This is a genomic window from Modestobacter altitudinis (genome assembly GCF_005930475.1).
GTDB classification, from domain to species: domain Bacteria; phylum Actinomycetota; class Actinomycetes; order Mycobacteriales; family Geodermatophilaceae; genus Modestobacter; species Modestobacter altitudinis.
In genome coordinates this window covers 131,711-155,396 of the sequence record NZ_SJEW01000004.1, presented here as the reverse complement: position 1 = coordinate 155,396, position 23,686 = coordinate 131,711, and the positions used below count along the sequence as shown (strand labels likewise).

The following is a 23,686-nucleotide window of genomic DNA, read 5'->3' as shown; positions in this document are numbered from 1 at the left end:
AGTCTCCTGTCCCCCAGCGGCCTCGGCCGCGTCGCTGCACCCACCGGTCCACCGCCTGGCACGCGGGCGGTGGACCGGTCACTGCGGTGGTCGTTGCGCAGCCCGGAGCTGGGACGTCGTCGTCCCCGGCACCGGTCTGGCATCGGCCCCAGACTAGGCGTCGGGCTCGTCGTTGTCCGTCGTACGCGCGATAGCCACGATCGACACGTCATCGGGCAAGTTCATGAGCTTGACACCCATCGTCGCGCGGTCCCGGGTGTGCCGGACGCCGTTGACCGGGGTCCGGATCACGCCGCCCCCGGAGGTGATGGCGTAGAGCTCGTCGCCGAGCACCACCGACAGCGCACCGACGAGCGCGCCCTTGCGGGCCTTGGGGTCGGCGGTGAGCACGCCCTTGCCGCCGCGGTTCTGCTCCGGGTAGTGCTCGATGCCGGTCCGCTTGGCGTACCCACCCTCGGTGGCGACCAGCACGTCGACGCCCTCGGTGACGACGATCATCGACAGGAGCTGGTCGTCGTCGGTGAGCGAGATGCCGCGCACGCCCTCGGTGGCCCGGCCCATCGGGCGCAGCTGGGCGTCGTCGGCCTTGAAGCAGATCGACATCGCCTTGCGGGTGACCAGCAGCAGGTTCTGGTCCGGGCTGATCAGCGTCGCGCCCACCAGCTCGTCGTCGTCCCGCAGGTTGATCGCGATGACGCCGCCGGTGCGGGGGGAGTCGAAGTCGGTCAGCCGGGTCTTCTTCACCTGCCCGCGCGAGGTGGCCAGCACCAGGTACGGCGCGACGGAGTAGTCCTTGATCTGGATGACCTGGGCGATCTTCTCGTCCGGCTGGAAGGCCAGGATGTTGGCCACGTGCGCACCGCGGGCGGTGCGGGCGGCCTCCGGCAGCTCGTAGGCCTTGGCCCGGTAGACCCGGCCCTTGTTGGTGAAGAACAGGATCCAGTCGTGGGTGGAGCCCACGAAGAACTGCTGGACCAGGTCGTCCTGCTTGAGCTGCGCACCCATCACGCCCTTGCCGCCGCGCCGCTGGGAGCGGTAGAGGTCGGCCTTGGTGCGCTTGGCGTAGCCGGTGCGGGTGATCGTGACGACCACCTGCTCCTCGGCGATGAGGTCCTCCATCGACACGTCACCGTCGTTGGCCACGAACTGGGTGCGCCGGTCGTCGCCGTACCTCTCGACGATCTCGGCGAGCTCGTCGCGGATGATCTGCCGCTGCCGCTCGGGGGAGTCCAGGATCGCCTGCAGTTCCGCGATCCGGGCCTCGATCTCGGCGAGCTCGTCCAGGATCCGCTGCCGCTCCAGGGCGGCCAGCCGGCGCAGCTGCAGGTCGAGGATCGAGACCGCCTGGATCTCGTCGACGTCCAGCAGCTCCATCAGCCCGCTGCGAGCGGCCTCGGCCGACTCACTGGCCCGGATGAGGGCGATGACGGCGTCGAGCTGGTCCAGCGCCTTGGCGTAGCCGCGCAGGATGTGCGCGCGCTCCTCGGCCTTGCGCAGCCGGTACCGGGTGCGCCGGACGATGACCTCGACCTGGTGGGCCACCCACAGCCGCACGAGCTCGTCCAGCCGCAGCGTCCGCGGGACGCCGTCGACGATGGACAGCATGTTGCAGCCGAACGTCGTCTGCAGCTGGGTGTGCTTGTAGAGGTTGTTCAGCACCACCTTGGCGACGGCGTCCCGGCGCAGCGTGATGACCAGCCGGCGGCCGACCCGGTCGCTGGACTCGTCGGCGATCTCGGAGATCCCCTGCAGCCGGCCGTCGCGGACACCGTCGGCGATCGCCTCGGCGAGGTTGTCCGGGTTGACCTGGTAGGGCAGCTCGGTGACCACGAGCTGCACCCGGCCCCGGGAGTCCTCCTCGACGGTGACCACGGCGCGCATGCGCACCGAGCCGCGACCGGTGCGGTAGGCGTCCTCGATGCCCTCGCGGCCGACGATCAGCCCGTGGGTCGGGAAGTCCGGGCCCTTGACCCGCTCCATGCACGCGGTGAGGGCCTCCTCGGGCTCCGCCTCCGGGTGGTCCAGCATCCAGAAGACGGCGGCGGCGACCTCGCGCAGGTTGTGCGGGGGCATGTTGGTCGCCATGCCGACGGCGATGCCGGCCGAGCCGTTGACCAGCAGGTTCGGGAACCGGCCGGGCAGGACCAGCGGCTCGGACTTGGTGCCGTCGTAGTTGGGCTGGAAGTCGACGGTCTCCTCGTCGATGTCCCGCAGCATCTCCATGGCCAGCGGCGTCAGTCGTGCCTCGGTGTTGTGGCTGACGAACCCGTTGGTGACGAAGGCGTGGTCGTCGGTCTCGACCTTCAGCGAGAAGACCGGGGCGATGCCGGCCTCGACCACCGAGGCGACCTCGGCGTAGTGGAACCGCCCGTCGACCAGGGGTGCCACGACCTCCAGCGCCTCGGCGTTGGTGATCCGGGCCTCGATGAGGTCGCGGTCGCGTTCCCACCGCTCGATCCGGTCGACGTTGTGCCGGCGCAACCAGTTCAGCTCGGTCCACCGCTCCGCGCCGGCGGCACGCAGGAACTCGGCGACGAAGGGCACGTGGTCTGCGGACATCGCCGAGGACGTCGCAGGCACCTGGGCCAGCTCGGCTTGCAGCTTGCCCTGCTTGCGACCGAGGAAACCGACGTGGGCAGCGAACAGCCGCGCGTCCCGCCGGTTGCTGACGACGACCTTGATCTCGCCGTTGGCGTACCGACAGAGGGAGGAGACGACGCCGAACTCCAGCAGCAGCTGCTGGACCTCGCGGGCCAACCGGTCGCTGCGGGTGGAGTAGCTGATCTGGATGCTGTTCCGGGGCAGCAGGGACGACGATCCGTCCCCCTCGAACAGCGCCTGCAGGAACACCCGCCGGGTGCCGGTCGTCGACCGCCAGATGAAGGCGGGGACCTGCTTGGCAGCGCTGCGCTGCCCGACCATCTCGCCGAGGTCGGTCCTGCGGAGCGACGCGGTGTCCTGCACGTCCAGCTCGTGCAGGGTGCTGCCCGAGGCGATGACGCGCGAGGAGACGTGGCGCTGGCCGCCGACGTGGCGGTCATAGGCAGCGAGGACCTCGGTGAAGAAGGCGCCGTCCACGTTGTTGAAGCCCGCGCGCTCCTCGGACACCCAGCCCTCGCTGACGAAGGCACCGGCCAGCAGTGCGGCGTCGGCGTCGCCGGTCGAGGGGGCGTCGACCTCCTCGCGCGGCTGGCGCTGCAGGACGACCCGGTCGCCCGGCTCAATCTCGTCGATCAGCTTCCACAGCAGCGTCGGCACGCCGAGGACGCTGACCAGGCAGAGCACCGGGTGGTTGCCGGTACCGGTCAGCTCGAAGCCGCCCGTGGTGGTCAGCTTCTTGACCGGGTGGACGCCGGAGTGGAAGACCGTGCTGGCAAGCACCGGGTCGCCGTTGCGGTCTAGGACCTTGAGGCCGAGCTCGCGCTCGCTGTTCGGCGCCATCCCGACGGCCAGCTCGTCGAGCGTGACCGTGCCCTCGACGGTGCGCACCAGTGTGTCGCCGATCACACAATACCGCATGGCCGCGGCCGGGTCGTTGCCCGGCGAGCCGAAGTTGCCCTGGCCGTCGATCAGCGGGTAGCGCATGGACCAGGGCTGGGCCAGCCGCACGAGGGCGTCGTAGATCGCCGAGTCGCCGTGCGGGTGGTAGTTGCCCATGACCTCGCCGACGACGCGGGCGCACTTGACGGTGGCCCGGTCGGGGCGGAAGCCCTGGTCGTACATGGCGTAGAGCACCCGGCGGTGCACGGGCTTGAGCCCGTCGCGCACCTCGGGCAGCGCGCGGCCGACGATGACCGACATCGCGTAGTCGATGTAGCTGCGCTGCATCTCGTACTGCAGGTCCACCGGCTCGACGCGGTCGCGGCTGGGGGTTTCCGTCACGGTTCAGTTCTCCACAATCGAAGGACCCTGTCCTCCCCACCCTTCGCGAGCTCAGGGCGGGTCCCGGGACGGGGCCGGGGGCGTGTAGCGGTGGGGGTCTCTCGACTACACGTCGAGGAAGCGGACGTCCTTGGCGTTGCGGGTGATGAAGCTGCGGCGGGCCTCGACGTCCTCGCCCATCAGCACGCTGAACAGCTCGTCGGCAGCGGCGGCGTCGTCGAGGGTGACCTGGCGCAGGATCCGCGTGTCGGGGTCCATGGTGGTCTCCCACAGCTCCTTGGCGTCCATCTCGCCGAGGCCCTTGAACCGCTGGATGCCGTCGTCCTTGGGGATCTTGCGACCCGCCTCGGCGCCGGCCTTGAGCAGCGCGTCGCGCTCCCGGTCGGAGTAGGCGTACTCGAGGCCGACCTTGCCGCCCCACTTGATCTTGTACAGCGGGGGGGCGGCCAGGTAGACGTGGCCGGCCTCGACCAGCGGGCGCATGAAGCGGAACAGCAGGGTCAGCAGCAGCGTGGTGATGTGCTGGCCGTCGACGTCGGCGTCCGCCATCAGGATGATCTTGTGATAGCGGAGCTTGGTCAGGTCGAACTCGTCGTGGATGCCGGTGCCGAAGGCGGTGATCATCGACTGGACCTCGGTGTTCTTCAGCACCCGGTCGATGCGCGCCTTCTCGACGTTGATGATCTTGCCGCGGATGGGCAGGATCGCCTGGTACATCGAGTCGCGGCCGGACTTCGCCGAGCCACCGGCCGAGTCGCCCTCGACGATGTAGACCTCGGAGTTGCGCGGGTCGGTCGAGCGGCAGTCCGACAGCTTGCCGGGCAGGCCGCTGACCGACAGCAGGCTCTTGCGGGCCAGCTTGCGGGCGTCCTGCGCGGCCCGGCGGGCACGGGCGGCCGAGGCGGCCTTGGTGATGATGACCTTGGCCTCGGCCGGGTTGGCCTCGAACCAGTGCCCGATCTGGTCGTTGCAGACCTTCTGCACGAAGCCCTTGACCTCGGTGTTGCCGAGCTTGGTCTTCGTCTGGCCCTCGAACTGCGGGTCGCCGAGCTTCACCGAGACGATCGCGGCCAGGCCCTCACGGATGTCGTCGCCGGTCAGCGCGTCGTCCTTGGCCTTGAGGATCCCCTTCTCCTTGGCATACCGGTTGACGATCGAGGTGAGCGCCGCCCGGAAGCCCTCCTCGTGCGTGCCGCCCTCGTGGGTGTTGATGATGTTGGCGAAGGTGTGCACCGACTCGGAGTAGGCGTCGGACCACTGCATCGCGACCTCGAGGGACATCGCGGTGTCGTTCTTGCCGACGCCGTCGGCGGAGAAGCTGATCACCGAGCGGTGGATCGCGCTCTTGCGGCGGTTGATGTAGGTGACGTAGTCGACCAGGCCGCCGTCGTAGCGGTAGGTGACCTCGGTGGGCTCGAACGCCTCGTCCTCGTGGCCGGGGGCGGTGGCCTCCTCGACGATCGAGGTCTCCTCGGCCAGCCCGGTGTCGGCCTTGCCGTGCCCGGGCCGCTCGTCGCGCAGGATGATCGTCAGGCCCTTGTTCAGGAAGGCCATCTCCTGCAGCCGACGGCTGATCGTGTCGAACGAGTAGGTCGTCGTCTCGAAGATCGTCGGGTCGGCCCAGAAGGTGATCGCCGTCCCGCGCTTGTCGGTCGGGCCGATCTCGTCCAGCTTGCCCGGCTTGGCCTCGGTGTAGTGCTGGTGCCACTCGGTGCCGCGGGTCCAGATGCTGACGTCCAGCTCAGAGGAGAGCGCGTTGACGACGGTGACGCCGACGCCGTGCAGGCCACCGGAGACGCCGTAGCTCTTGCCGTCGAACTTGCCGCCGGCGTGCAGGATCGTCAGCACGACCTCGACCGTGGGCCGCTTCTCCACCGGGTGCATGTCGACCGGGATGCCACGGCCGTTGTCCTCGACCCGCACACCGCCGTCGGCCAGCAGGGTGACCTTGACCGTGTCGCAGTAGCCGGCCAGCGCCTCGTCCACGGCGTTGTCCACGACCTCCCACACCATGTGGTGCAGGCCGCGCTCACCGGTCGAGCCGATGTACATGCCGGGGCGCTTGCGGACCGCCTCGAGGCCCTCGAGGACGGTGATGGAACTACCGGAGTAGGCGGTCTCGTTCTGCGGCGCTGCGACCACGTGGGGCCCTTCTCTTGCGCAACCGGGCAGCCGTGGCGACCACGTCGACGCAGACGTCGACCGGCGCAGGACGGCTCTCAGGGGGCTGCTGGGGGTGTGTCCCCTCCAGAGTACCGGGTCAGCGCACCCAGGACGCGCCGTCCACGCCCTGACGTCCCGCCAGAGCCCCTCCCGGCACATCCGGTACCACCGGTGTCGGCCCCCGGCCCGACACGCCGTCCTCGGCCCACGTGCAGGGGCCCGCCGCGAGACGAAGGACCCCGTCCTCCTCACCCCTCGCGAGCTCGGGGCGAGCCTCGGGACGGGGCCAGGGGCAAAGGGCCCTTCCTCAGTTGACCGGACCGCCCTTGGTGAACCGGTCGGGGTCCAGCGGGGGTGCCGGCTGCCCGGTGCGCCGCTGCACGAGCACGGTCACCACCCAGAGCAGGACGCCGATGCCGAGCAGGATGCCGGCGATCCGGTACTGCTCCGAGGGCCGACCGGCCCACGGCGTGGCGAGGAACCCGCAGGCCAGTGCACCGACGACCGGGAGCACGGTGGGGGTGCGGAAGTGCTCGCCGTCGACCTCGTCCTTGCGGAGCACCAGGACCGCGACGTTGACCACGGTGAAGACGCCGAGCAGCAGCAGCGCCGTCGTGCCGCCCAGCGCGGGCACCGCGCCGACGAAGGTGATCAGCCCGAACGCCAGCGCGGTGGTGAACAGGATCGCGGTGGTGGGGGTGCGGCGCGTGGGGTGGACCTTGCCGAGCAGCGGCGGGAGCACGCCCTGGTTGCTCATCCCGTAGACCAGCCGGCTGGCCATCAGCATGTTGATCAGCGCCGAGTTGGCGACGGCGAACATCGTGATGACCCCGAACAGGCCGAGCGGGAAGCCCGGCGCCCCGGCCTCGACCACCTGCAGCAGCGGGGTGTCCCCCTCGCTGAGGGCGTCGGCCGGCACCAGCGCGATCGCCGAGACCGACACCAGCACGTAGATCAGGCCGGTCGCGAGCAGCCCGATCAGCAGCACCTTGGGGAAGATCCGCCGGGGCTCGTGGCACTCCTCGGCCATGTTGACCGAGTCCTCGAACCCGACCATCGCGAAGAACGCCAGCCCGGTCGCGGCGATGACCCCGCCGATCAGCGACCTGTCGCCGGTCTCGATCTCGGTGACCCGGGAGAAGTCGCCCTCACCGACGCCGAGCGCCCACAGCCCCACCCCGATCACGATGAGCAGGCCGGTGAGCTCGACGCAGGTGAGCACCACGTTGGCCTTGACGCTCTCGCCGACGCCGCGGTGGTTGACCAGCGCGACCAGGCCCATGAACGCCAGCCCGATCAGGGTGATCCCGATGCCGTCGGAGATGCCGAGGCCGAACACCTCGGCGGCGTTGGCGCTGAACGCCCGGGCCGCGGTGGAGGCCGAGGTGATCCCCGAGCTCATCACGGTGAAGGCGACCAGGAACGTGACGAAGTGGATGCCGAACGCCTTGTGCGTGTACAGCGCCGCACCCGCCGCCTGCGGGTACTTGGTGACCAGCTCCAGGTAGCTGAAGGCGGTGACCAGCGCGACCAGGAAGGCAACCAGGAAGGGCAGCCACACCACGCCACCGACCTGGGCGGCGACCTGGCCGGTCAGCGCGTAGATCCCGGTGCCCAGGATGTCCCCGACGATGAACAGCAGCAGCAGCCCCGGCCCCATCACCCGCTTGAGGCTGGGCTGCCCGGTGGTGCCGGTCTCGCTCCGCACGCTCTCGGCCATCAGGTGCCTCCCTGGGTGTTGCCAGGGATCGTGCTGTGCGCGCCGCGTCCTGTCGAGCCCCGACCTGCAGCCGTTGCCGCACGTTCCACGTGGAACGCGGGGCGGTGAACCGACCGCTACACCAGGAGCTGGGCGGTGGCGAGCTCGCGGTAGAGCGGGCTGCTGTCCACCAGCTCCGGGTGGGTGCCGACCGCGACCACCCGGCCGCCGTCCAGGACGACGATCTGGTCGCTGTCGACCACGGTGGACAGCCGGTGCGCCACCACCAGCAGCGCCCGGTCGGCGGCCGCCGCGGCGAGCGTGTCCCGCAGCAGGCCCTCGTTGCGCGCGTCCAGGCTGGCCGTCGGCTCGTCCAGCAGGAGCAGCGCCGGGCGGGAGAGCAGCGAGCGGGCGATCGCCAGCCGCTGCCGCTCCCCACCGGACAGCAGCACCCCGTCGTCGCCGACGGCGACGTCGAGCCCGCGCGGCGAGCGGCGCACCACCCCGGTCAGCCCGACGTCGGCGAGCGCCTGCCACAACCGGTCGTCGCCGGCGTCGGGGGCGGCCAGCAGCAGGTTCTCCCGCACGGTGCCGGCCAGCACCGGCGCCTCCTGCTCGACGTAGCCCATCCGGGCGCGCAGCGCCGCCCGGGGCAGCTCGCGCACGTCGGTGCCCGCCCAGCGGACCGACCCGGCAGACAGCGGGTAGAAGCCCTCGACCAGCGCCAGCACGGTCGACTTGCCGGCCCCGGACGGGCCGACCAGCGCGGTGCGGCTGCCGGCCGGCACGGCGAAGGACACCCCGTGCAGCACCGGCGTCCCGTCCGGGTAGCCGAAGCCCACGCCGTCCAACTCGAGCAGCGGCACCGGGTCCCCGGCCCGCAGCACCCGGAGCGCCGCCCCGACCAGCGGGCGCTCGGGCACGTCGTCGTGCTCCGGTTCGAGCACGAGGACCTCCTGCACCCGGGCCAGCGCGCCCAGCCCGGTCTGCAGCTGGGTGTACGAGCCGATCGCCTGCCCCAGCGGCATGACCAGCAGGAACAGGTAGAGGATGAAGGCCACCAGGTCGGCGACGGCGATGGAGCCGGTCGCGACCCGGTAGCCGCCGAGGCCGAGGACGGCCAGGAAGGCGCCCTGCACGGCGATCGAGCCGGCCGGGGACACCAGGGCCTGCAGCCGGGCGACCTGGACGCCGGCGGTGAACGCGCGCTCGGCGCTCACCCCGACGGTGGCCACCTCCCGCGCGGTCGCCCCGCTGGCCCGGATGGTGCGGACGGCGGACAGTGCACGCTCCACGGCGGCGCTCATCGCCCCGACCTGCTCCTGCGCCTGCCGGGACAGCGTGCGCACCCGGCGGGAGGCGAGCACCGCGGTCGTCACCCCCACGCTGACCGCGAGCACGGTGACCAGCAGCAACCAGGCGTCGACCAACGCCATCGCCACCAGCGCACCGACCCCGACGACCACCGAGCCGGCCAGCTCCACGACCCCGCTGGTGACGGTGGCCCGCAGCAGCGTGGTGTCCGAGCCCACCCGCGACATCAGGTCACCGGTGCGGCGGCGGTCGTACTCCGCGATCGGCAGCCGCAGCAGCCGGTCGACGAGCAACCGGCGGGTGCTCAGCACGACACCTTCCGCGGTGCGCTGCAGCAGGTACTGCTGACCGGCGCCGAGCACCGAGGCAGCGACCAGGACGACGACCAGCGCGAGCACGCCGGGGAGCACGGCCCCGCCGGAGCCGACCGCGCTGATCACCCGGCCGACCAGCGCCGGCTGGGCGAGCGCGGCGGCGGCGGAGACCAGCGACAGCCCCGCCGCGCCCAGCAGGGCGGTGCGGTGCGGGCGGAGCAGCGGCAGCAGCTGGCGCAGCCCGGCCGAGGCCGGCCGGTCCTCCGGGGCGGCGCCGGTGTCGCTGCTCAGCGGGCGGCCGCCAGCGCGGCGACGACCGCGGCGAGCAGCCGGGCGTGGTGCTCGATCAGCTGCGGCCGGTTGCCGTCGGGGCGCACGGCGGCCACGAAGCCGACCGCGGACCACAGCTCGTCGCCGTCGTCGCTGCCGAGCAGCAGCTGGCGGACCAGCGGGTCCTCGACCAGCCGGCGCACCTGCGGGCCGTCCGCGGCCGCGAGCAGCACCCAGCGACGGTCGAACTCGGGGTCGGGGCTGGGGACCTGCACCAGCCCGCCGGTGCCGTGCCGCCACATCCGCGCCGGGGAGAGCCGGAACGCGGGGACCTCGCCCAGCACCGGCGCGGCGGTGACCGCGTGGGTGCTGACGAAGCTGCGCCCGACCGGAGAGACGATGTCGAAGGCCACCAGGTCCAGCCCGTTGCCACGGCCCCGGAGCACCCGGCTCGCGCGGTCGTCCCGGCCCGGGCGCACCGGCGCGCTCTGGACCAGCGCGGTGAGCGGCTCGTCCTCGGGGGCGGTGCCGTCGGAGAGCACCCAGCCCACGCTCATCGCCCAGGCCTGGGTGCCCCAGGGGTCGGCGGGCGGGACCATGATGGGCTGCCCGGCGGGGGCGTCGGGTACCTCGCCCGGCGTGGGGCGGGATCCGAGGAGCCCACCGAGCCCGCGGCGTCGCTCACCCGGCGGGGGCTCGTCGGACGTGCGCTGGTCGGCCGCCGGCGGCTGCCACGGCTCCGGCCGGGCCTCCCGGCCCGCGGGCTCGACCGCAGGCAGGTCCCAGCCCGGGGGCTGCCAGCTGTCCGGGGTGTCCTTCCCGCCCCCTCGCCCGCCCTCGCCGCCGAGGTGCGCGGGCTCCTGCCAGCCCGCAGGGCCGTCGGCCCGGCCGTCGTCGAACGCGTCTCCGTCGCGGTCGCGCGGGGTGCTCATCGCCGGTTGCTCCTCGTCGTCGTGCGCTGGTCAGCCGTAGGTGTCGCGGGGTCCGCGGCCGCGGACCGTGCGCGGGCCCTTCTTCCAGCTGGGTGCCGTCGGACCCACAACGCGCAGCCTGGTCACGACGTCCCCGCCGACGCCGGCCCGCAGCCTGCCCAGGATCGAGGGGGCGAGCAACCGGAGCTGGGTGGCCCAGGCCGTGGACTCGGCCACCACCAGCAGCTCGCCCTCGTTCAGCGACTCCGGCCGGCAGTGCGCGGCGATGTCCGGGCCGACCAGCGCGTCCCAGCGGCCGAAGACGGCGCCGACCTTGGTCTGCGCCGTCCAGTCCTGCTGGGCGACCAGCGCGTCGACCAGGGAGGCGAGGGTCTGCGGGTCGTCCGCCCCCGGGCCCGGCCCGGTCCAACGGCGGCGCGGACCGGCGACCCGCCGGCGGGTGGGCTGCGGCCGGGCGGCCGAGGCCGCGCGGGCGGCCTCCAGAGCCGCCCGGGCGATGTCCGAGGGCCGGGCCGGTCGTTCCTCAGCCACCGTGCACCTCCTCGTCCTCCCGCAGGGCATCGGTCAGCACCTGCAGCGTGCCAGCAGCGACCTGCACGCGGGTGCCGCGCAACGCCGCCGGCACGTCCTCGGCGACGGCGGCGGTGATCAGCGTCTGCTCCGCGCTGCCGGCCACCTCGGCCAGGGCCGCCCGGCGGCCGGCGTCCAGCTCGGCGAAGACGTCGTCGAGCAGCAGGATCGGGTCATCGCCCTCGGCCCGCAGCAGCGCGAAGCAGGCCAGCTTCACCGCCAGCGCGAACGACCAGGACTCCCCGTGGCTGGCGTAGCCCTTGGCCGGCGCCGGACCGAGGTGCAGCACCAGGTCGTCGCGGTGCGGGCCGACGAGGGTGATGCCGCGGTCGACCTCGTCCTTGCGCCGCTCGCCGACCTGCTCGCGCAGCGCCGCGGACAGCTCCGCAGGCCCGGGCAGGACCCGTCCCGGGTCCGCGGGCGCGCCGTCACCGGCCAGCGGGACGGTGCTGCTGTAGCCCAGCGCTGCTCGGTCCCCGCCCGGACCGGCCACCCCGGCGTAGGAGTCGGCGACGTAGGGGGCCAGGTCCGCGACCAGCTGCAGCCGGGCGGCGAGCAGCTGCCCGCCGAGCTCGGTCAGGTGCCCGTCCCAGACGTCGAGGGTGGCCAGGGCGTTGCCGCGGGCCAGCTTCGCCGTCTTCAACAGGGCGTTGCGCTGCTTGAGGACCCGGTCGTAGTCGCTGCGCACCCCGGCCAACCGCGGCGTGCGGCTGACCAGCAGGTCGTCGAGGAACCGGCGTCGCTCGGCCGGGTCGCCGCGGACGAGGGCGAGGTCCTCGGGGGCGAAGAGCACCGTCTTGACCAGCCCGAGCAGCTCCCGCGGCCGGGTCAGCGGGGCCCGGTTGACCCGCACCCGGTTGGCCCGGCCGGGATTGATCTCCACCTCGACCAGCAGCTCGCGCTCGTCCTTGCGCAGCGCCGCGCGCACCACCGCCTGGCTGGCGCCGTGGCGCACCAGCGGCGCGTCGGCGGAGACCCGGTGGCTGCCCAGCGTGGCCAGGTAGCCGACCGCCTCGACCAGGTTGGTCTTGCCCTGCCCGTTGCGGCCGACCAGCACGGTCGGGCCGGTCGTCAACGCCAGGTCGGCCAGCTCCCAGCTGCGGAACTGACCGACCTGGAGGTGCCTGAGGTACACCGTTCAACGACCCCGTTCGAAGCTGGTACAACCGCCCTGCAGGGGCCCGCGAAGCGTGCGAGGCGTGAGGGGCAGGGTGGTCCTTCCTCAGGCCGGCTTCTCGGACACCGGGGGGTTGTTGCCTCGGCTGTCGACGCTGTGCACGGCGTGCCCGCCGAACTGGTTGCGCAGCGCGGCGACGGCCTTCATGGTCGGGGAGTCGTCCTGCCGGGAGGCGAACCGGGCGAACAGCGACGCGGAGATCGCCGGCATAGGGACGGCGTGCTCGATCGCCTGCTCCACGGTCCAGCGGCCCTCGCCGGAGTCCTCCGCGTAGCCGCTGATCTTGTCCAGGCCCGGGTCCTCCTGCAGCGCCTTGACCAGCAGGTCCAGCAGCCAGGAGCGGATGACGGTGCCCTGGGTCCACGAGGCGATGACGCCGGGGACGTCCTCGACCAGGTCGACGGCGGCCAGCAGCTCGTAGCCCTCGCCGTAGGCCTGCATCATCGCGTACTCGATGCCGTTGTGGACCATCTTGGAGAAGTGGCCGGCACCGACCGGACCGGCGTGCACGAAACCGACGCCGGGCATCTCGTTGCCCTGCTCGTCGTGCGGCGTCGGCGGCTTGAGCGCGTCGAACACCGGCTGGACCTTCGCGACGTCCTCCGCGGAGCCGCCGACCATCAGCGCGTAGCCGTTCTGCAGGCCCCACACGCCGCCGGACACGCCGGCGTCGACGTAGCCGATGCCCTTCTGGGCCAGCTCGTCGGCGTGCACCTTGTCCTCGGTGAACCTGGAGTTGCCACCGTCGACGATCACGTCGCCGGGGCTCAGCAGCTCGCCGAGCTCGCGCACCGTCGCCCGGGTCGGGTCGCCGGCCGGGACCATCACCCAGACCACCCGGGGTGCCTCGAGCGCGTCGACCAGGCCCTGCAGGCTGTCGACGTCCCGCGCGCCCGGTGCCCGGTCGTACCCGACCACCTCGTGACCGGCGCGCCGTACGCGCTCGGCCATGTTGCCGCCCATCTTGCCCAGCCCGACCAGCCCCAGCTGCACGTCCTGCTCCTCAGATCGATGTCTCGCTCGTGTGCCGCGGTCCTCCGCGGCAGGTCTCCGTGGGCGCGCGCAGCGCTGCGGGGCCCGGCGACCACATCGTCCTCGCCCCAGCAGCACCCCGCAGCACCGGCCCCGGTGACGTGCTGGAACGGCCACCCTCCAGGGGCCCGCGCCGAGCGTGCGAGGCGTGGGGGGAAGGGTGGTCCTTCCTCAGCCGGGGAGGCGCACCGGCATGATCAGGTAGCGGTAGCTGCCGCCGCGCTCCGCCTTGCCGCTGTCTCCGGCGTCGTCGGAGGTGGGCTCGGCCACGCCGGAGAGGACGGCGGGCTTCAGCGCGGTGGTGAAGTCCATCCGCGCCCGGTCGGTGTGCACCGCGGCCAGCCCGTCGAGCAGGAACGTCGGGTTGAAGCCGATGGTCAGCGGGTCACCGTCGAACTCGACGTCGCACCGCTCCTCGGCCTGGCCCTCGTCGTCGGTGCCGCCCGCGCGCAGGGTGACCTGGCCGGGGGTGAACTCGCAGCGCAGCGGGGTGCCGCGCTCGGCCACCAGGGCGACGCGCTTGGCCGCATCGGTGAACAACCCGACCGGCAGCGTCGCGAACGACGCGGACTCACTGGGCATGATCGCCCGGTACTTGACGAACTCGGCGTCCAGCAGCCGGGTGGTGGTCTGCCGGTCCTTGCCCGACAGGCCCAGGATGCCCTCGCCGGAGCCACCGGAGGACAGCGACAGGGTGACCTCCGGGCCGCTGGTCAGGGTCTTGGCCGCGTCGGCGAGCGTGCGGGCCGGCACCAGGACGGCGGCGGACAGCCCCGAGGACTCCGGGCGCCAGGTGAACTCGCGGACCGCCAGCCGGTAGCGGTCGGTGGCGGCGAGGGTGACCTGGTCGTCCTCGATCTCCAGCCGGACGCCGGTGAGCATCGGCAGGGTGTCGTCGCGGCCGGCGGCCACGGCCACCTGGCTGACCGCCTCGGCGAAGGCGTCGCTGTCCACCGTCCCCGCGGTGGAGGGGAGCGAGGGCAGCGACGGGTAGTCCTCGACCGGCAGGGTCGGCAGGCTGAACTTCGCGTTGCCGCAGGAGATGGCGAGCCGGGCGCCCTCGGCGACGACGTCGACCGGGTGCGGCGGCAGGGCGCGGGTGATCTCGGCGAGCAGCCGGCCCGGGACCAGCGTGCGGCCGCCCTCACTGGCCTGGACGTCGACCTCGGAGCGGGCCGAGACCTCGTAGTCGAAGCCGGAGACCGCCAGCTGGTTGCCCTCGACCTCCAGCAGGATCCCGGCGAGCACCGGCACCGACGGACGCGGCGGCAGGCTGCGCGCCGTCCACGCCACGGCCTCGGCGAGCACCTCTCGTGCCACCCGGAACTTCATCTCAGACCCACTCCTTGCCGACGTGCGCTGCTGGTCCGCTCCGGCTCCTCCGGCGCGGCTGCGGCGCCCATCCTCTCCCGAGGGACCCCCTTCGTGGCCAGCCCGTCTTCTGAGAGCACTGCTCTGGAGCCGCGTCCCCACCCAGAATGTGGTTCAAGGACACCCTGGGAGAAGTACTTCATCTTCGTCATCACGGCTGTGGACCCTGGGGATCGGACCCCTTTGCGCTGGTCAGCCCGTGAACAGCCCTGTTGGTGGGCTGTGGGCAGGTGACCGTCTCCCTGTGTCGACACGTGGACAACTCGACAGCTGTGCACCGTCATCGGCCCGTCTCCACCCCTCGTCCCCTGGTCACGCCCAGGTCCGTCCCCACCCGGTGGGCAGGACGGCGCCCGTCCACCGGTCCCCGGGTCGACATGTGGACACGGCGGGGACGGTGAGGCGGCCGGCGCAGACGGTCGATCTCCGGTGACGCGGTGTGACGGTCGGTGACGCGCCCCGGACCAGCGCGGGAACGCCCGGACGCGGTGATCCCCAACCTGTGCACAGATCTGGGGACAAGGCGACATGTCACGCGAACGGGTGACCGTCCCGCGGTGGACAGCGCCCTACTGGCGGGCGCGGCTCTTGATCCGTGCGGTGAGCTCGGTGACCTGCGTGTAGGTCGCCCGCCGCTCGCTCATCAGGCCGGTGATCTTCTTGACCGCGTGCATCACGGTGGTGTGGTCCTTGCCGCCGAACGAGGCACCGATCCGCGGCAGGGAGAGCTCGGTCAGCTCCCGGCAGAGGTACATCGCGATCTGCCGGGCGTTGACCAGCGTGCGGCTGCGGTTGGAGCCCTGCAGCTCCTCCATCGTCACGGAGAAGTACTCCGCGGTGGCCGCCATGATGATCGCCGCGGTGATCTGCGGACCCTGCTCGTCGCTGATCAGGTCCTTGAGCACCAGCTCGGCGAGCGCCAGGTCGACCGGCTGCTTGTTCAGGCTGGCGAAGGCGGTGACCCGGATCAGCGCGCCCTCGAGCTCGCGGATGTTGGTCTGCACCTTGCTGGCGATGAACTCCAGCACCGCGTCCGGTGCCTGCAGCCGCTCCCCCCACGCCTTCTTGCGCAGGATGGCGATGCGGGTCTCCAGGTCCGGCGCCTGGACGTCGGTGATCAGGCCCCACTCGAAGCGGGTCCGCAGCCGGTCCTCCAGCGTCGTCAGCTTCTTCGGCGCCCGGTCGGAGGTGATCACGATCTGCTTGCTGGCGTTGTGCAGCGTGTTGAAGGTGTGGAAGAACTCCTCCTGGGTGCGCTCGGCGCGCTCCAGGAACTGGATGTCGTCGATGAGCAGGAAGTCGATGTCCCGGTAGCGACGGCGGAAGTCCTCGGCCCGACCGGAGTGCACCAGGTTGATGAACTCGTTGGTGAACTCCTCCGTGCTGACGTACCGCACCCGCACGTTGGGGAACATCCGGGCGGCGTAGTGCCCGATCGCGTGCAGCAGGTGGGTCTTGCCCAGCCCGGAGTCGCCGTAGATGAACAGCGGGTTGTAGGCCCGCGCCGGCGCCTCGGCCACGGCGACCGCTGCCGCGTGGGCGAACCGGTTGCTGTTGCCGATCACGAAGCTGTCGAAGACGTACTTGGCGTTCAGCCCCGGGTCCAGGCCGGCCGGCCGGCGGTCGGCGAACAGCGGGACGGCACCCTGCCCCCGCCCGCCGCGCTCGGCAGGTCGGCGGTCGGCGCCCTGGCTGCGGCTGCCGTCGTCGTCGGCCTCCCGGTCCCAGGGCGCGAGCCGGGCCTGCACCCCGACGCCGGGACCGCTGTCGCCGGCCTGCCACTCCCCCGGGCCCTCCTCGGCGACCGGACCCGCGGACCCGCGGGACCAGTCGCGGCCGTCCCCGGACTCCGGCAGCCACGCCTCGGCCCGGGCGGCGTCGGCGCGCACCCCGAAGGCGCTGCGACCGTCGTCGACCCGGTCGCGGTCGGCCCGGTCCTCCGCGGCGCGGTCGCTCGCCGCCCGCTCGCGGGCGGCGAGCTCGGCCGAGGCGCGGTCGTGGGCGAGGCGGTCCTGGGCGAGCTGCTCCTGGGCCAGCCGCTCGTCGGCCGACCAGTCCGGGGCCGGGCTGACCGGGGTGAGCCGCTCCCGGTCGGCGAGGGCCCAGCGGCGGTCGTCGGGCGCCTCGGCCCGGCGGACCGGCGACGGTGCTGCGGCCGGCGGGCCCGCCGGCTCGTCCTCGAGCTGGACCGCCACCCGGATGGCACGGCCGAACTCCGCCGACAGCGCCTCGGCCAGCTGCATCCGCATCCGCGACTCGAGCACGGTCTGGGTGAACTCGTTGGGGGCGGCGAGCACCGCGGTGTCCTCGACCAGCCCGAGCGGGCGGGTGAGGTTGAGCAGTGCGTTCTGCTGCGGGGTCAGGCTGGTGGAGAGCCGCTCGCGGATCTGGTCCCAGACCGTCGCCAGGTCGACCGTGGAGTCGGCCATCGACTGTGTCCCTTCCCGTGCCTTCTCATCGTCGCTCCGCAGCCGTCGTCCACAGGTGGGACCGGTGTGCCGAGGCCCTGCTGGATCCCCCGTCCGGTCCCCAGCTGTGGACGTCCGTGGGCGTGCTGTCCACATGAGTGTCCACAGTCTGTGCACGCCCGGCGACACCTGGTCCGTAGGTCCGGGGTCCGGGACCTGGGACCCGGCGTCGTCGCTGGTCGGCGCCCTGTTCGGACGTCGGGGGAGGGTGTGTGGGACCGGCGGGGCGACAGGGTCGGCATACGAACCGGCCACCGATCGTCCAACGCGGAGCGACGGGGACGCTAACAGCTCCATCCACAGCCCGGCAACGACGTCGGTGCAGCGACCTGCGGGGGCGCGGCGTGTCCAGCACCGCTGCGTGCCCGAGCTGGTCCACCATGTGCGGTCCGGCCAGTGCCGTGGCCCGCCGCGGCCCGCGACGCGTCTCGGCTATGCTGGTCGGAGTCTGTGCACTGGACCCGGTGCTGGTCCCCGTCCCGGGGGCCGTCCGGAGCCTGCGCACGGCAGACCAGCCCCGGGCACGGGGGCCGGTCGGACGGCCTCCCGGCCGACGACCACCCCGTTCCCGCGCGTGCGGGGCCCACCCGGGTCCGCGCCGCCCCGACGTCGTCAGCAGTGGGAGTCCCTCGTGAGCAAGCGCACGTTCCAGCCGAACAACCGTCGCCGGTCCAAGACCCACGGCTTCCGGCTGCGGATGCGCACCCGGGCCGGCCGCGCCATCCTCGCCGGTCGCCGGTCCAAGGGTCGCGCCAAGCTCTCCGCCTGAGGTGCTGCCTGCGCAGGCACGCCTGCGCCGGCGGCCGGAGTTCACCGCGGTGGTGCGGTCCGGCCGACGTGCCGGGCGTCCCACCCTGGTGCTGCACTACCTGCCCGAACGGCCCGCCGTCCGGTCCGGGGGTCCGCTGGACCCTCCGGCCGGACCGCGGGCCGGTTTCGTGGTCGGCAGGACCGTCGGCAACTCGGTCTGCCGGCACCGGGTGACCCGCCAGTTGCGGCACCTGCTCGGTGCCCAGCTGCACCGGCTGCCGCCCACGGCCGACCTGGTCGTCCGGGCTCGTCCAGAGGCGGCCGACGCCGGCTCCGCGGTGCTCGGGCGCGACCTGGACGCCGGCCTGGACCGGCTGCTCGGGAACCGCCCGGGCTCCTCGCGGGCGCGCCGGTCGTGACCGCCGCCCCTGCCCGCGCGCTGCTGGCCGCCGTCCGCTTCTACCAGCGGGCGATCAGCCCGGTGTTCCCGCCGCGGTGCCGCTTCGAGCCCAGCTGCAGCGCCTATGCCGCCGAGGCGATCGAGGTCCACGGCGCCGGGCGCGGCACCTGGCTGGCGGTGCGCCGGCTCGCCAAGTGCGCACCGTGGCACCCCGGTGGGGTCGACCTCGTCCCGCCGCACGCCGGAACCGCTGAGCCCACCCACTCGTCGTGCACAGCGGCGTCGGACCCGACCACTCCACCGGTACCGCCGGCCGACGACCCCGCTCGTCGCCACGGTGCCACCCCGCCGGCCTCTGGCCGGTCAGCGCAGCAGGAGGCTGGCGTTGCTTGACTGGATGTACACCGCGATCGCCTGGGTGATGAAGACCTGGCACTCGCTGTTCGCGAACTTCCTGGACCCCGCGGGCGGCCTGAGCTGGGCCCTGTCGATCGTCTTCCTGGTCATCACCATCCGCGTGCTGCTGTTCCGGCTGTTCGTCAAGCAGGTCAAGAGCCAGCGGGCGATGCAGGAGATCCAGCCGGAGATCCAGAAGCTCCGCAAGCAGTACGGCAGCGACAAGCAGGGCTTCAGCACCGCGATGATGGCGCTGCAGAAGGAGCGCGGGGTCAACCCGCTGGCCGGCTGCCTGCCGCTGCTCCCGCAGATCCCGGTCTTCATCGCCCTGTTCCACGTCCTCCGCCGGCTCGCCCCCGGCAAGGAGGGGCTCTACAGCTGGAGCGACAAGCTCACCGACGACGCGGCCAAGGCCGACCTCTTCGGGGCGCCGATCTCCAGCTCCTTCAACATGCAGGAGCCCAAGGCCAGCCAGATCCTGGGCCTGCCCGGTGTCGACTACACCAGCATCCGGGTCGTCTGCGCCTTCCTCATCGTGGTCATGTGCTGCACGACCTTCTTCACCCAGAAGCAGATCCAGAAGCGCTCCGGCCCGGTCGAGGGCCAGGCCGCGATGGTGCAGAAGCTGCTGCTCTACGGGATGCCGATCAGCCTCTTCGTCTCCGGCTTCTTCTTCCCGGTCGGCGTGCTCATCTACTGGTTCACCAACAACCTGTGGACCCTGGGCCAGCAGTTCTACATCCTCAAGAAGCTGCCCCCGCCCGGGTCGCCCGGCGCGCTGGCCAAGGCCGCCGCCGAGAAGCCGCAGCTCGACCCGAAGACGCTCGCCCCCAAGCCCGGTGCCAAGCCCGTCCGGCCCAAGCCCGCCCGTCCGGCCACCGCTGCCCCCACCTCGACCGTGAGCACCGAGGGTGTCCCGGTCGACGTCCCCCCGACCGGGGTCACCCAGGGGGACGGCGGGCTCGACGGCCCCCTGGACGGCCCACTGGACGGCCCTCTCGACGGGCCCCGGGACGGCGCGACGGGCAGCACGGCCAACGGCCGCCCGACCGGCGGGGGCAACCGTCCCCGATCCGGGTCGACCGGCAGCCGCTCGGCCGGGCCGGCCAACCGCGGCAAGCGCAAGCGCCGCTGACCGGCGCGGGCAGCCGGGCCGCGAGCCCGCCGCCCGCCCCTCGACCACCGGGTTCGCCCGGCCGCCTGCTCGACCTTGGAGGACCCCCGTGAGTGCATCCGACAACCACACCGGAACCGACACCGTGACGACGGCCGAGGCGACCTCGGACGCGGTGCTCCCCCAGATCGGCGGCGCCGGTGACCCGGCCCTGCCCGACGCCGACGCGGCCTCCGCCGACGCCGTCGTCGAGCCGGTCGACATCGAGGACGCCGAGGACGACGACGCCGAAGACGACGACGACGCGGAGCAGGGCGAGAGCCTGCTGGTCCGTGAGGGCGACGTCGCCGGTGACTACCTCGAGCGGCTGCTGGACATCCTGGACGTCGACGGGGACATCGACCTCGACGTCGAGGGTGACCGGGCCTCGGTCGCGGTCGTGGGCGGCCAGCTCAAGACCCTGATCGGGCCGGACGGCGCCACGCTGGAGGCGCTGCAGGAGCTCACCCGGCTCGCCGTGGCCCAGTCCACCGGGGTCCGCAGCCGGCTGATGCTCGACATCGGCGGGTTCCGCGCCAAGCGCCGGGCCGACCTGACCAGCCTCGCCTCCGCCGCGGCCGAGCGGGTGGCCCAGAGCGGCCAGCCCGAGCGGCTGTCGGCGATGAACCCGTTCGAGCGCAAGGTCGTGCACGACGTCATCGCCGCCGCCGGCGGGGTGCACAGCGAGTCGGAGGGCGAGGAGCCGAACCGGCGCGTCGTGGTCCTGCCGGACCGGTGAGCGACCCGTCCGACGACATCCAGAACCATCCGGTTCCGGAACCTCCGGCGACCGCCGCCGGCGTCTTCGGGGACGCCGTCGGCGCCGCCGAGCGGTACGTGGCCATGCTCGCCGGTGACGGCGTCGTCCGGGGGCTGATCGGCCCGCGGGAGGTCCCGCGGCTGTGGGACCGGCACGTGCTCAACAGCGCCGCGCTGGCCGAGGCAGTACCGGCCGAGGCGCGGGTGGTCGACGTCGGCAGCGGCGCGGGGCTGCCCGGCATCCCGCTGGGGTTGGCCCGTCCGGACCTCACGCTCACCCTGGTGGAGCCGATGGCTCGTCGGGTGGAGTTCCTGCAGGACGTCGTGACCGCTCTGGGCACGCCCTGGCGGATCGTGCGCGGGCGGGCCGAGGAGCGCTCGGTGGTCCGCGCCGTCGGACCGGTGGACGTGGTGACCGCCCGCGCGGTCGCCCCGCTGCCACGGCTCGTGGGCTGGTGCCGGGGGCTGCTGGCCCCGGGCACGCAGCTGATCGCCCTCGTGGGAGCCCGCGCGGCCGCCGAGGTCCCGGACCTGGTGCCCGAGCTGGAGGCGGCCGGCATGCGGGACGTGCAGACACGGGCCGTCGGTGTCGACCTCGGCGCGGCAGCCACTACCGTGGTGGTCATGACCCGGGGACCACGGTGACCCGGCCCCCTGCAGGGGAGCAGGGAGTCCTCTCGCCGTTCCACGTGGAACACGTAGACGCCGTTCCACGTGGAACACGGCGGTGAGGAGGATGCACCGATGACGGACCCCGGCGAGCGACTGCGCACCAGTCTCGCCGCCGACGTGGCGGTCACGCCTGAGTTCGACAGCCCCATCGCCATGGAGGCGATGCGGGCCACCCGGGTCCTGCACGCTGCCGACCAGGACCCCTTCCCCGCCCCGGGACGCATCCGGGTGGTCACGATCGCCAACCAGAAGGGCGGCGTCGGCAAGACCACCTCGACGGTCAACCTGGGTGTGGCCCTGGCCATGTACGGACTCCGCACCCTGGTCATCGACCTGGACCCGCAGGGGAACGCCAGCACCGCCCTCGGGGTCGAGCACACGGTCGGGACGCTGTCGATCTACGACGCCCTGATCGGGGACAACACCCTGGCCGAGGTCGTCCACCCCACCACGGCCAGCCCGAACCTGCTCTGCGTGCCCGCGACGATCGACCTGGCCGGCGCGGAGATCGAGCTGGTCTCCGTCGTCGCCCGGGAGCACCGGCTGCGCCGCTCGATCGAGACGTACCTGCACGAGCTACCCGCCGAGGAGCGGCCGCACTACGTCCTCATCGACTGCCCGCCGTCGCTGGGGCTGCTGACCCTCAACGCGCTCGTGGCGGGCGACGAGGTGCTCATCCCGATCCAGTGCGAGTACTACGCGCTGGAGGGACTCGGCCAGCTCCTCGCCAACATCGACCTGGTGCGCGCGCACCTGAACCCGGGCATCTCGGTGGGCACCATCCTGCTCACCATGTACGACGGGCGGACCAAGCTCGCCGACCAGGTCGCCGACGAGGTGCGCAACCACTTCGGTGAGCTGGTGCTCGGCACGGTCATCCCGCGCAACGTCCGGGTCAGCGAGGCGCCCGGGTACGGCCAGTCGGTGCTCACCTACGACCCCGGCTCCCGCGGCTCCACCAGCTACGTCGAGGCCGCGCGCGAGTTCGCCCAGCGGGGCGTCGCCCTGTCGCCGGCCCCGACACCGCCGAAGGCCGCGCCGCCGCCCCCGGTGGCCGGTCCCCCGTCGGTGGCCGCGCTGGTGCTCGGCGAGCCGGTGGCCACCCCTTCCTCCCGCGGACGGCACGCCACGTGACGACCGTGGGCACCCAGCTCACCGCCCGGCCGCTGCTGCGGACCCCGGGCACCTGCGAGGAGGACCTGTGACGAAGCGCGGCGGTCTCGGCCGGGGCCTGGCGGCTCTCATCCCCACCAGCGCGCCCGCACCGACGGCGACGCCCGCGGCCCGCGCAGCCGAGGCCGCTGAGGCCGCTGAGGCGGCTGGGGCCGCTGCGGTCGAGCAGACCGGCGCCGCGCCCCCGGACGGCGACGACGGGCGCACCGCGTCGGTCCACGAGCTGCCGGCCCGGGTGATCGAGCAGGTGGCCGGCGTCCCCGGTGCCTTCCTGCGTGAGCTCCCGGTGGACGAGGTCGTCCCGAACCCCAAGCAGCCCCGCCAGGTCTTCGACGACGAGGCGCTGGAGGAGCTCACCCACTCGGTGCGCGAGTTCGGCCTGCTCCAGCCGATCGTCGTCCGTGAGGCCGGCGAGGGCCGGTACGAGCTCATCATGGGCGAGCGCCGGCTGCGGGCCGCCCGGGGCGCCGGGCTGGAGACGGTGCCGGCCATCGTCCGGGACACCACCGACGACGCGATGCTCCGGGACGCGCTGCTGGAGAACATCCACCGGGTTCAGCTCAACCCGCTGGAGGAGGCGGCGGCCTACCAGCAGCTGCTGGAGGAGTTCGGCGCCACGCACGAGGAGCTGGCCAGCAAGATCGGCCGCAGCCGCTCCCAGGTCACCAACACCATCCGGCTGCTGAAGCTGCCGGTGAAGGTGCAGACCCGGGTCGCGGCCGGGGTCATCTCCGCCGGGCACGCCCGGGCGCTGCTGGGGCTGCCGGAGGCCGAGGCGCAGGACGCGCTGGCCACCCGGATCGTCGCCGAGGGCATGTCAGTGCGCGCGACCGAGGAGGCGGTGGCGATGGCCGTCGCCGAGAGCCCCACGGCAGCCCGCCGGACGGCCCGCAAGCTCTCCGCCCCCGGGGTGGAGGACCTCGCCGGACGGCTCTCCGACGTCTTCGAGACCAAGGTGAAGGTCCAGATCGGCCGGGCCAAGGGCCGGATCGTGGTCGAGTTCGGCTCGGTGGACGACCTGCAGCGGATCGTCGGGATGATGGCCCCCGACATCAGCGGTAGGAGTTGAGCACCGGGTGACCGTCGTGGTTACGTCATGAACGTAACCACGACGCGGCATGAGCCGCTCCGGTCGGACGACGCGGGCCGGAGGCTCGCCGAGGAGGAACGGGCAAGGGCTCGACGTGGCCG

The 23,686-nt window shown here is 72.8% G+C and carries 18 protein-coding genes; 8 read left to right on the top strand and 10 right to left on the bottom strand.

The features are described 5' to 3' along the window. Nucleotides 1-153 precede the first annotated feature (153 nt). The 10 genes from gyrA to dnaA all read right to left on the bottom strand — a co-directional run bounded on the left by gyrA (nucleotide 154) and on the right by dnaA (nucleotide 17,153). Nucleotides 154-3,882, bottom strand: a complete 3,729-nt coding sequence (gene gyrA, locus FHL79_RS03185; protein WP_138757170.1) for an intein-containing DNA gyrase subunit A — start codon at nucleotides 3,880-3,882, stop codon at nucleotides 154-156. A 105-nt stretch (nucleotides 3,883-3,987) separates the two neighbouring features. Then, complete coding sequence (gene gyrB, locus FHL79_RS03180; RefSeq protein ID WP_138757169.1) at nucleotides 3,988-6,024, bottom strand: DNA topoisomerase (ATP-hydrolyzing) subunit B; 2,037 nt, start codon at nucleotides 6,022-6,024, stop codon at nucleotides 3,988-3,990. 328 nt (nucleotides 6,025-6,352) lie between these two features. Continuing rightward, on the bottom strand, nucleotides 6,353-7,765 hold the full coding sequence (locus tag FHL79_RS03175) for an APC family permease (protein ID WP_138757168.1): 1,413 nt from the start codon (nucleotides 7,763-7,765) through the stop codon (nucleotides 6,353-6,355). Between the two features lie 116 nt (nucleotides 7,766-7,881). Further along, nucleotides 7,882-9,777: an ABC transporter ATP-binding protein gene (locus FHL79_RS03170; protein WP_246080290.1), complete on the bottom strand. Its 1,896-nt coding sequence runs from the start codon at nucleotides 9,775-9,777 to the stop codon at nucleotides 7,882-7,884. Further along, nucleotides 9,660-10,574 (bottom strand): hypothetical protein, encoded by a 915-nt coding sequence (locus FHL79_RS03165; protein ID WP_138757167.1) that lies wholly within the window; start codon nucleotides 10,572-10,574, stop codon nucleotides 9,660-9,662. Before FHL79_RS03165 ends, FHL79_RS03170 begins: the two co-directional genes overlap by 118 nt. Nucleotides 10,575-10,604: 30 nt before the next feature. Continuing rightward, nucleotides 10,605-11,105: a DciA family protein gene (locus tag FHL79_RS03160; RefSeq protein WP_138757166.1), complete on the bottom strand. Its 501-nt coding sequence runs from the start codon at nucleotides 11,103-11,105 to the stop codon at nucleotides 10,605-10,607. Further along, entirely contained in the window at nucleotides 11,098-12,279 is a 1,182-nt protein-coding gene (gene recF / locus FHL79_RS03155; RefSeq protein ID WP_138757165.1) for a DNA replication/repair protein RecF, read from the bottom strand. Before recF ends, FHL79_RS03160 begins: the two co-directional genes overlap by 8 nt. Nucleotides 12,280-12,366: 87 nt before the next feature. Beyond that, nucleotides 12,367-13,431, bottom strand: coding sequence for a phosphogluconate dehydrogenase (NAD(+)-dependent, decarboxylating) (gene gnd, locus FHL79_RS03150; RefSeq protein WP_281283849.1), 1,065 nt, complete (start codon nucleotides 13,429-13,431; stop codon nucleotides 12,367-12,369). A gap of 93 nt (nucleotides 13,432-13,524) precedes the next feature. Beyond that, complete coding sequence (gene dnaN / locus FHL79_RS03145; RefSeq protein ID WP_138757163.1) at nucleotides 13,525-14,685, bottom strand: DNA polymerase III subunit beta; 1,161 nt, start codon at nucleotides 14,683-14,685, stop codon at nucleotides 13,525-13,527. A gap of 608 nt (nucleotides 14,686-15,293) precedes the next feature. After that, nucleotides 15,294-17,153, bottom strand: a complete 1,860-nt coding sequence (gene dnaA, locus FHL79_RS03140) for a chromosomal replication initiator protein DnaA (protein ID WP_138757162.1) — start codon at nucleotides 17,151-17,153, stop codon at nucleotides 15,294-15,296. Between the two features lie 670 nt (nucleotides 17,154-17,823). Here dnaA and rpmH point away from each other — a divergent pair. From rpmH to FHL79_RS03100, 8 genes are all read left to right on the top strand, one after another. Continuing rightward, the gene (gene rpmH, locus FHL79_RS03135) at nucleotides 17,824-17,961 is read left to right on the top strand and encodes a 50S ribosomal protein L34 (RefSeq protein WP_014743519.1); all 138 of its coding nucleotides are present in this window, start codon (nucleotides 17,824-17,826) and stop codon (nucleotides 17,959-17,961) included. A 1-nt stretch (nucleotide 17,962) separates the two neighbouring features. Then, a complete protein-coding gene (gene rnpA / locus FHL79_RS03130; RefSeq protein ID WP_138757161.1) occupies nucleotides 17,963-18,361 on the top strand; it encodes a ribonuclease P protein component in 399 nt (132 codons plus the stop codon). Next, entirely contained in the window at nucleotides 18,358-18,735 is a 378-nt protein-coding gene (yidD, locus tag FHL79_RS03125; protein WP_138757160.1) for a membrane protein insertion efficiency factor YidD, read from the top strand. Before rnpA ends, yidD begins: the two co-directional genes overlap by 4 nt. Continuing rightward, nucleotides 18,728-19,873 (top strand): membrane protein insertase YidC, encoded by a 1,146-nt coding sequence (gene yidC / locus FHL79_RS03120; RefSeq protein WP_246080288.1) that lies wholly within the window; start codon nucleotides 18,728-18,730, stop codon nucleotides 19,871-19,873. The genes yidD and yidC overlap by 8 nt, the downstream gene beginning before the upstream one ends. A gap of 88 nt (nucleotides 19,874-19,961) precedes the next feature. Beyond that, entirely contained in the window at nucleotides 19,962-20,630 is a 669-nt protein-coding gene (locus FHL79_RS03115) for a Jag family protein (RefSeq protein WP_138757159.1), read from the top strand. Continuing rightward, entirely contained in the window at nucleotides 20,627-21,295 is a 669-nt protein-coding gene (gene rsmG / locus FHL79_RS03110; protein WP_138757158.1) for a 16S rRNA (guanine(527)-N(7))-methyltransferase RsmG, read from the top strand. Before FHL79_RS03115 ends, rsmG begins: the two co-directional genes overlap by 4 nt. Before the next feature lie 99 nt (nucleotides 21,296-21,394). After that, complete coding sequence (locus FHL79_RS03105; RefSeq protein WP_138757157.1) at nucleotides 21,395-22,456, top strand: ParA family protein; 1,062 nt, start codon at nucleotides 21,395-21,397, stop codon at nucleotides 22,454-22,456. A gap of 67 nt (nucleotides 22,457-22,523) precedes the next feature. Next, on the top strand, nucleotides 22,524-23,564 hold the full coding sequence (locus FHL79_RS03100) for a ParB/RepB/Spo0J family partition protein (protein WP_138757156.1): 1,041 nt from the start codon (nucleotides 22,524-22,526) through the stop codon (nucleotides 23,562-23,564). The last annotated feature ends 122 nt before the right edge of the window (nucleotides 23,565-23,686 follow it).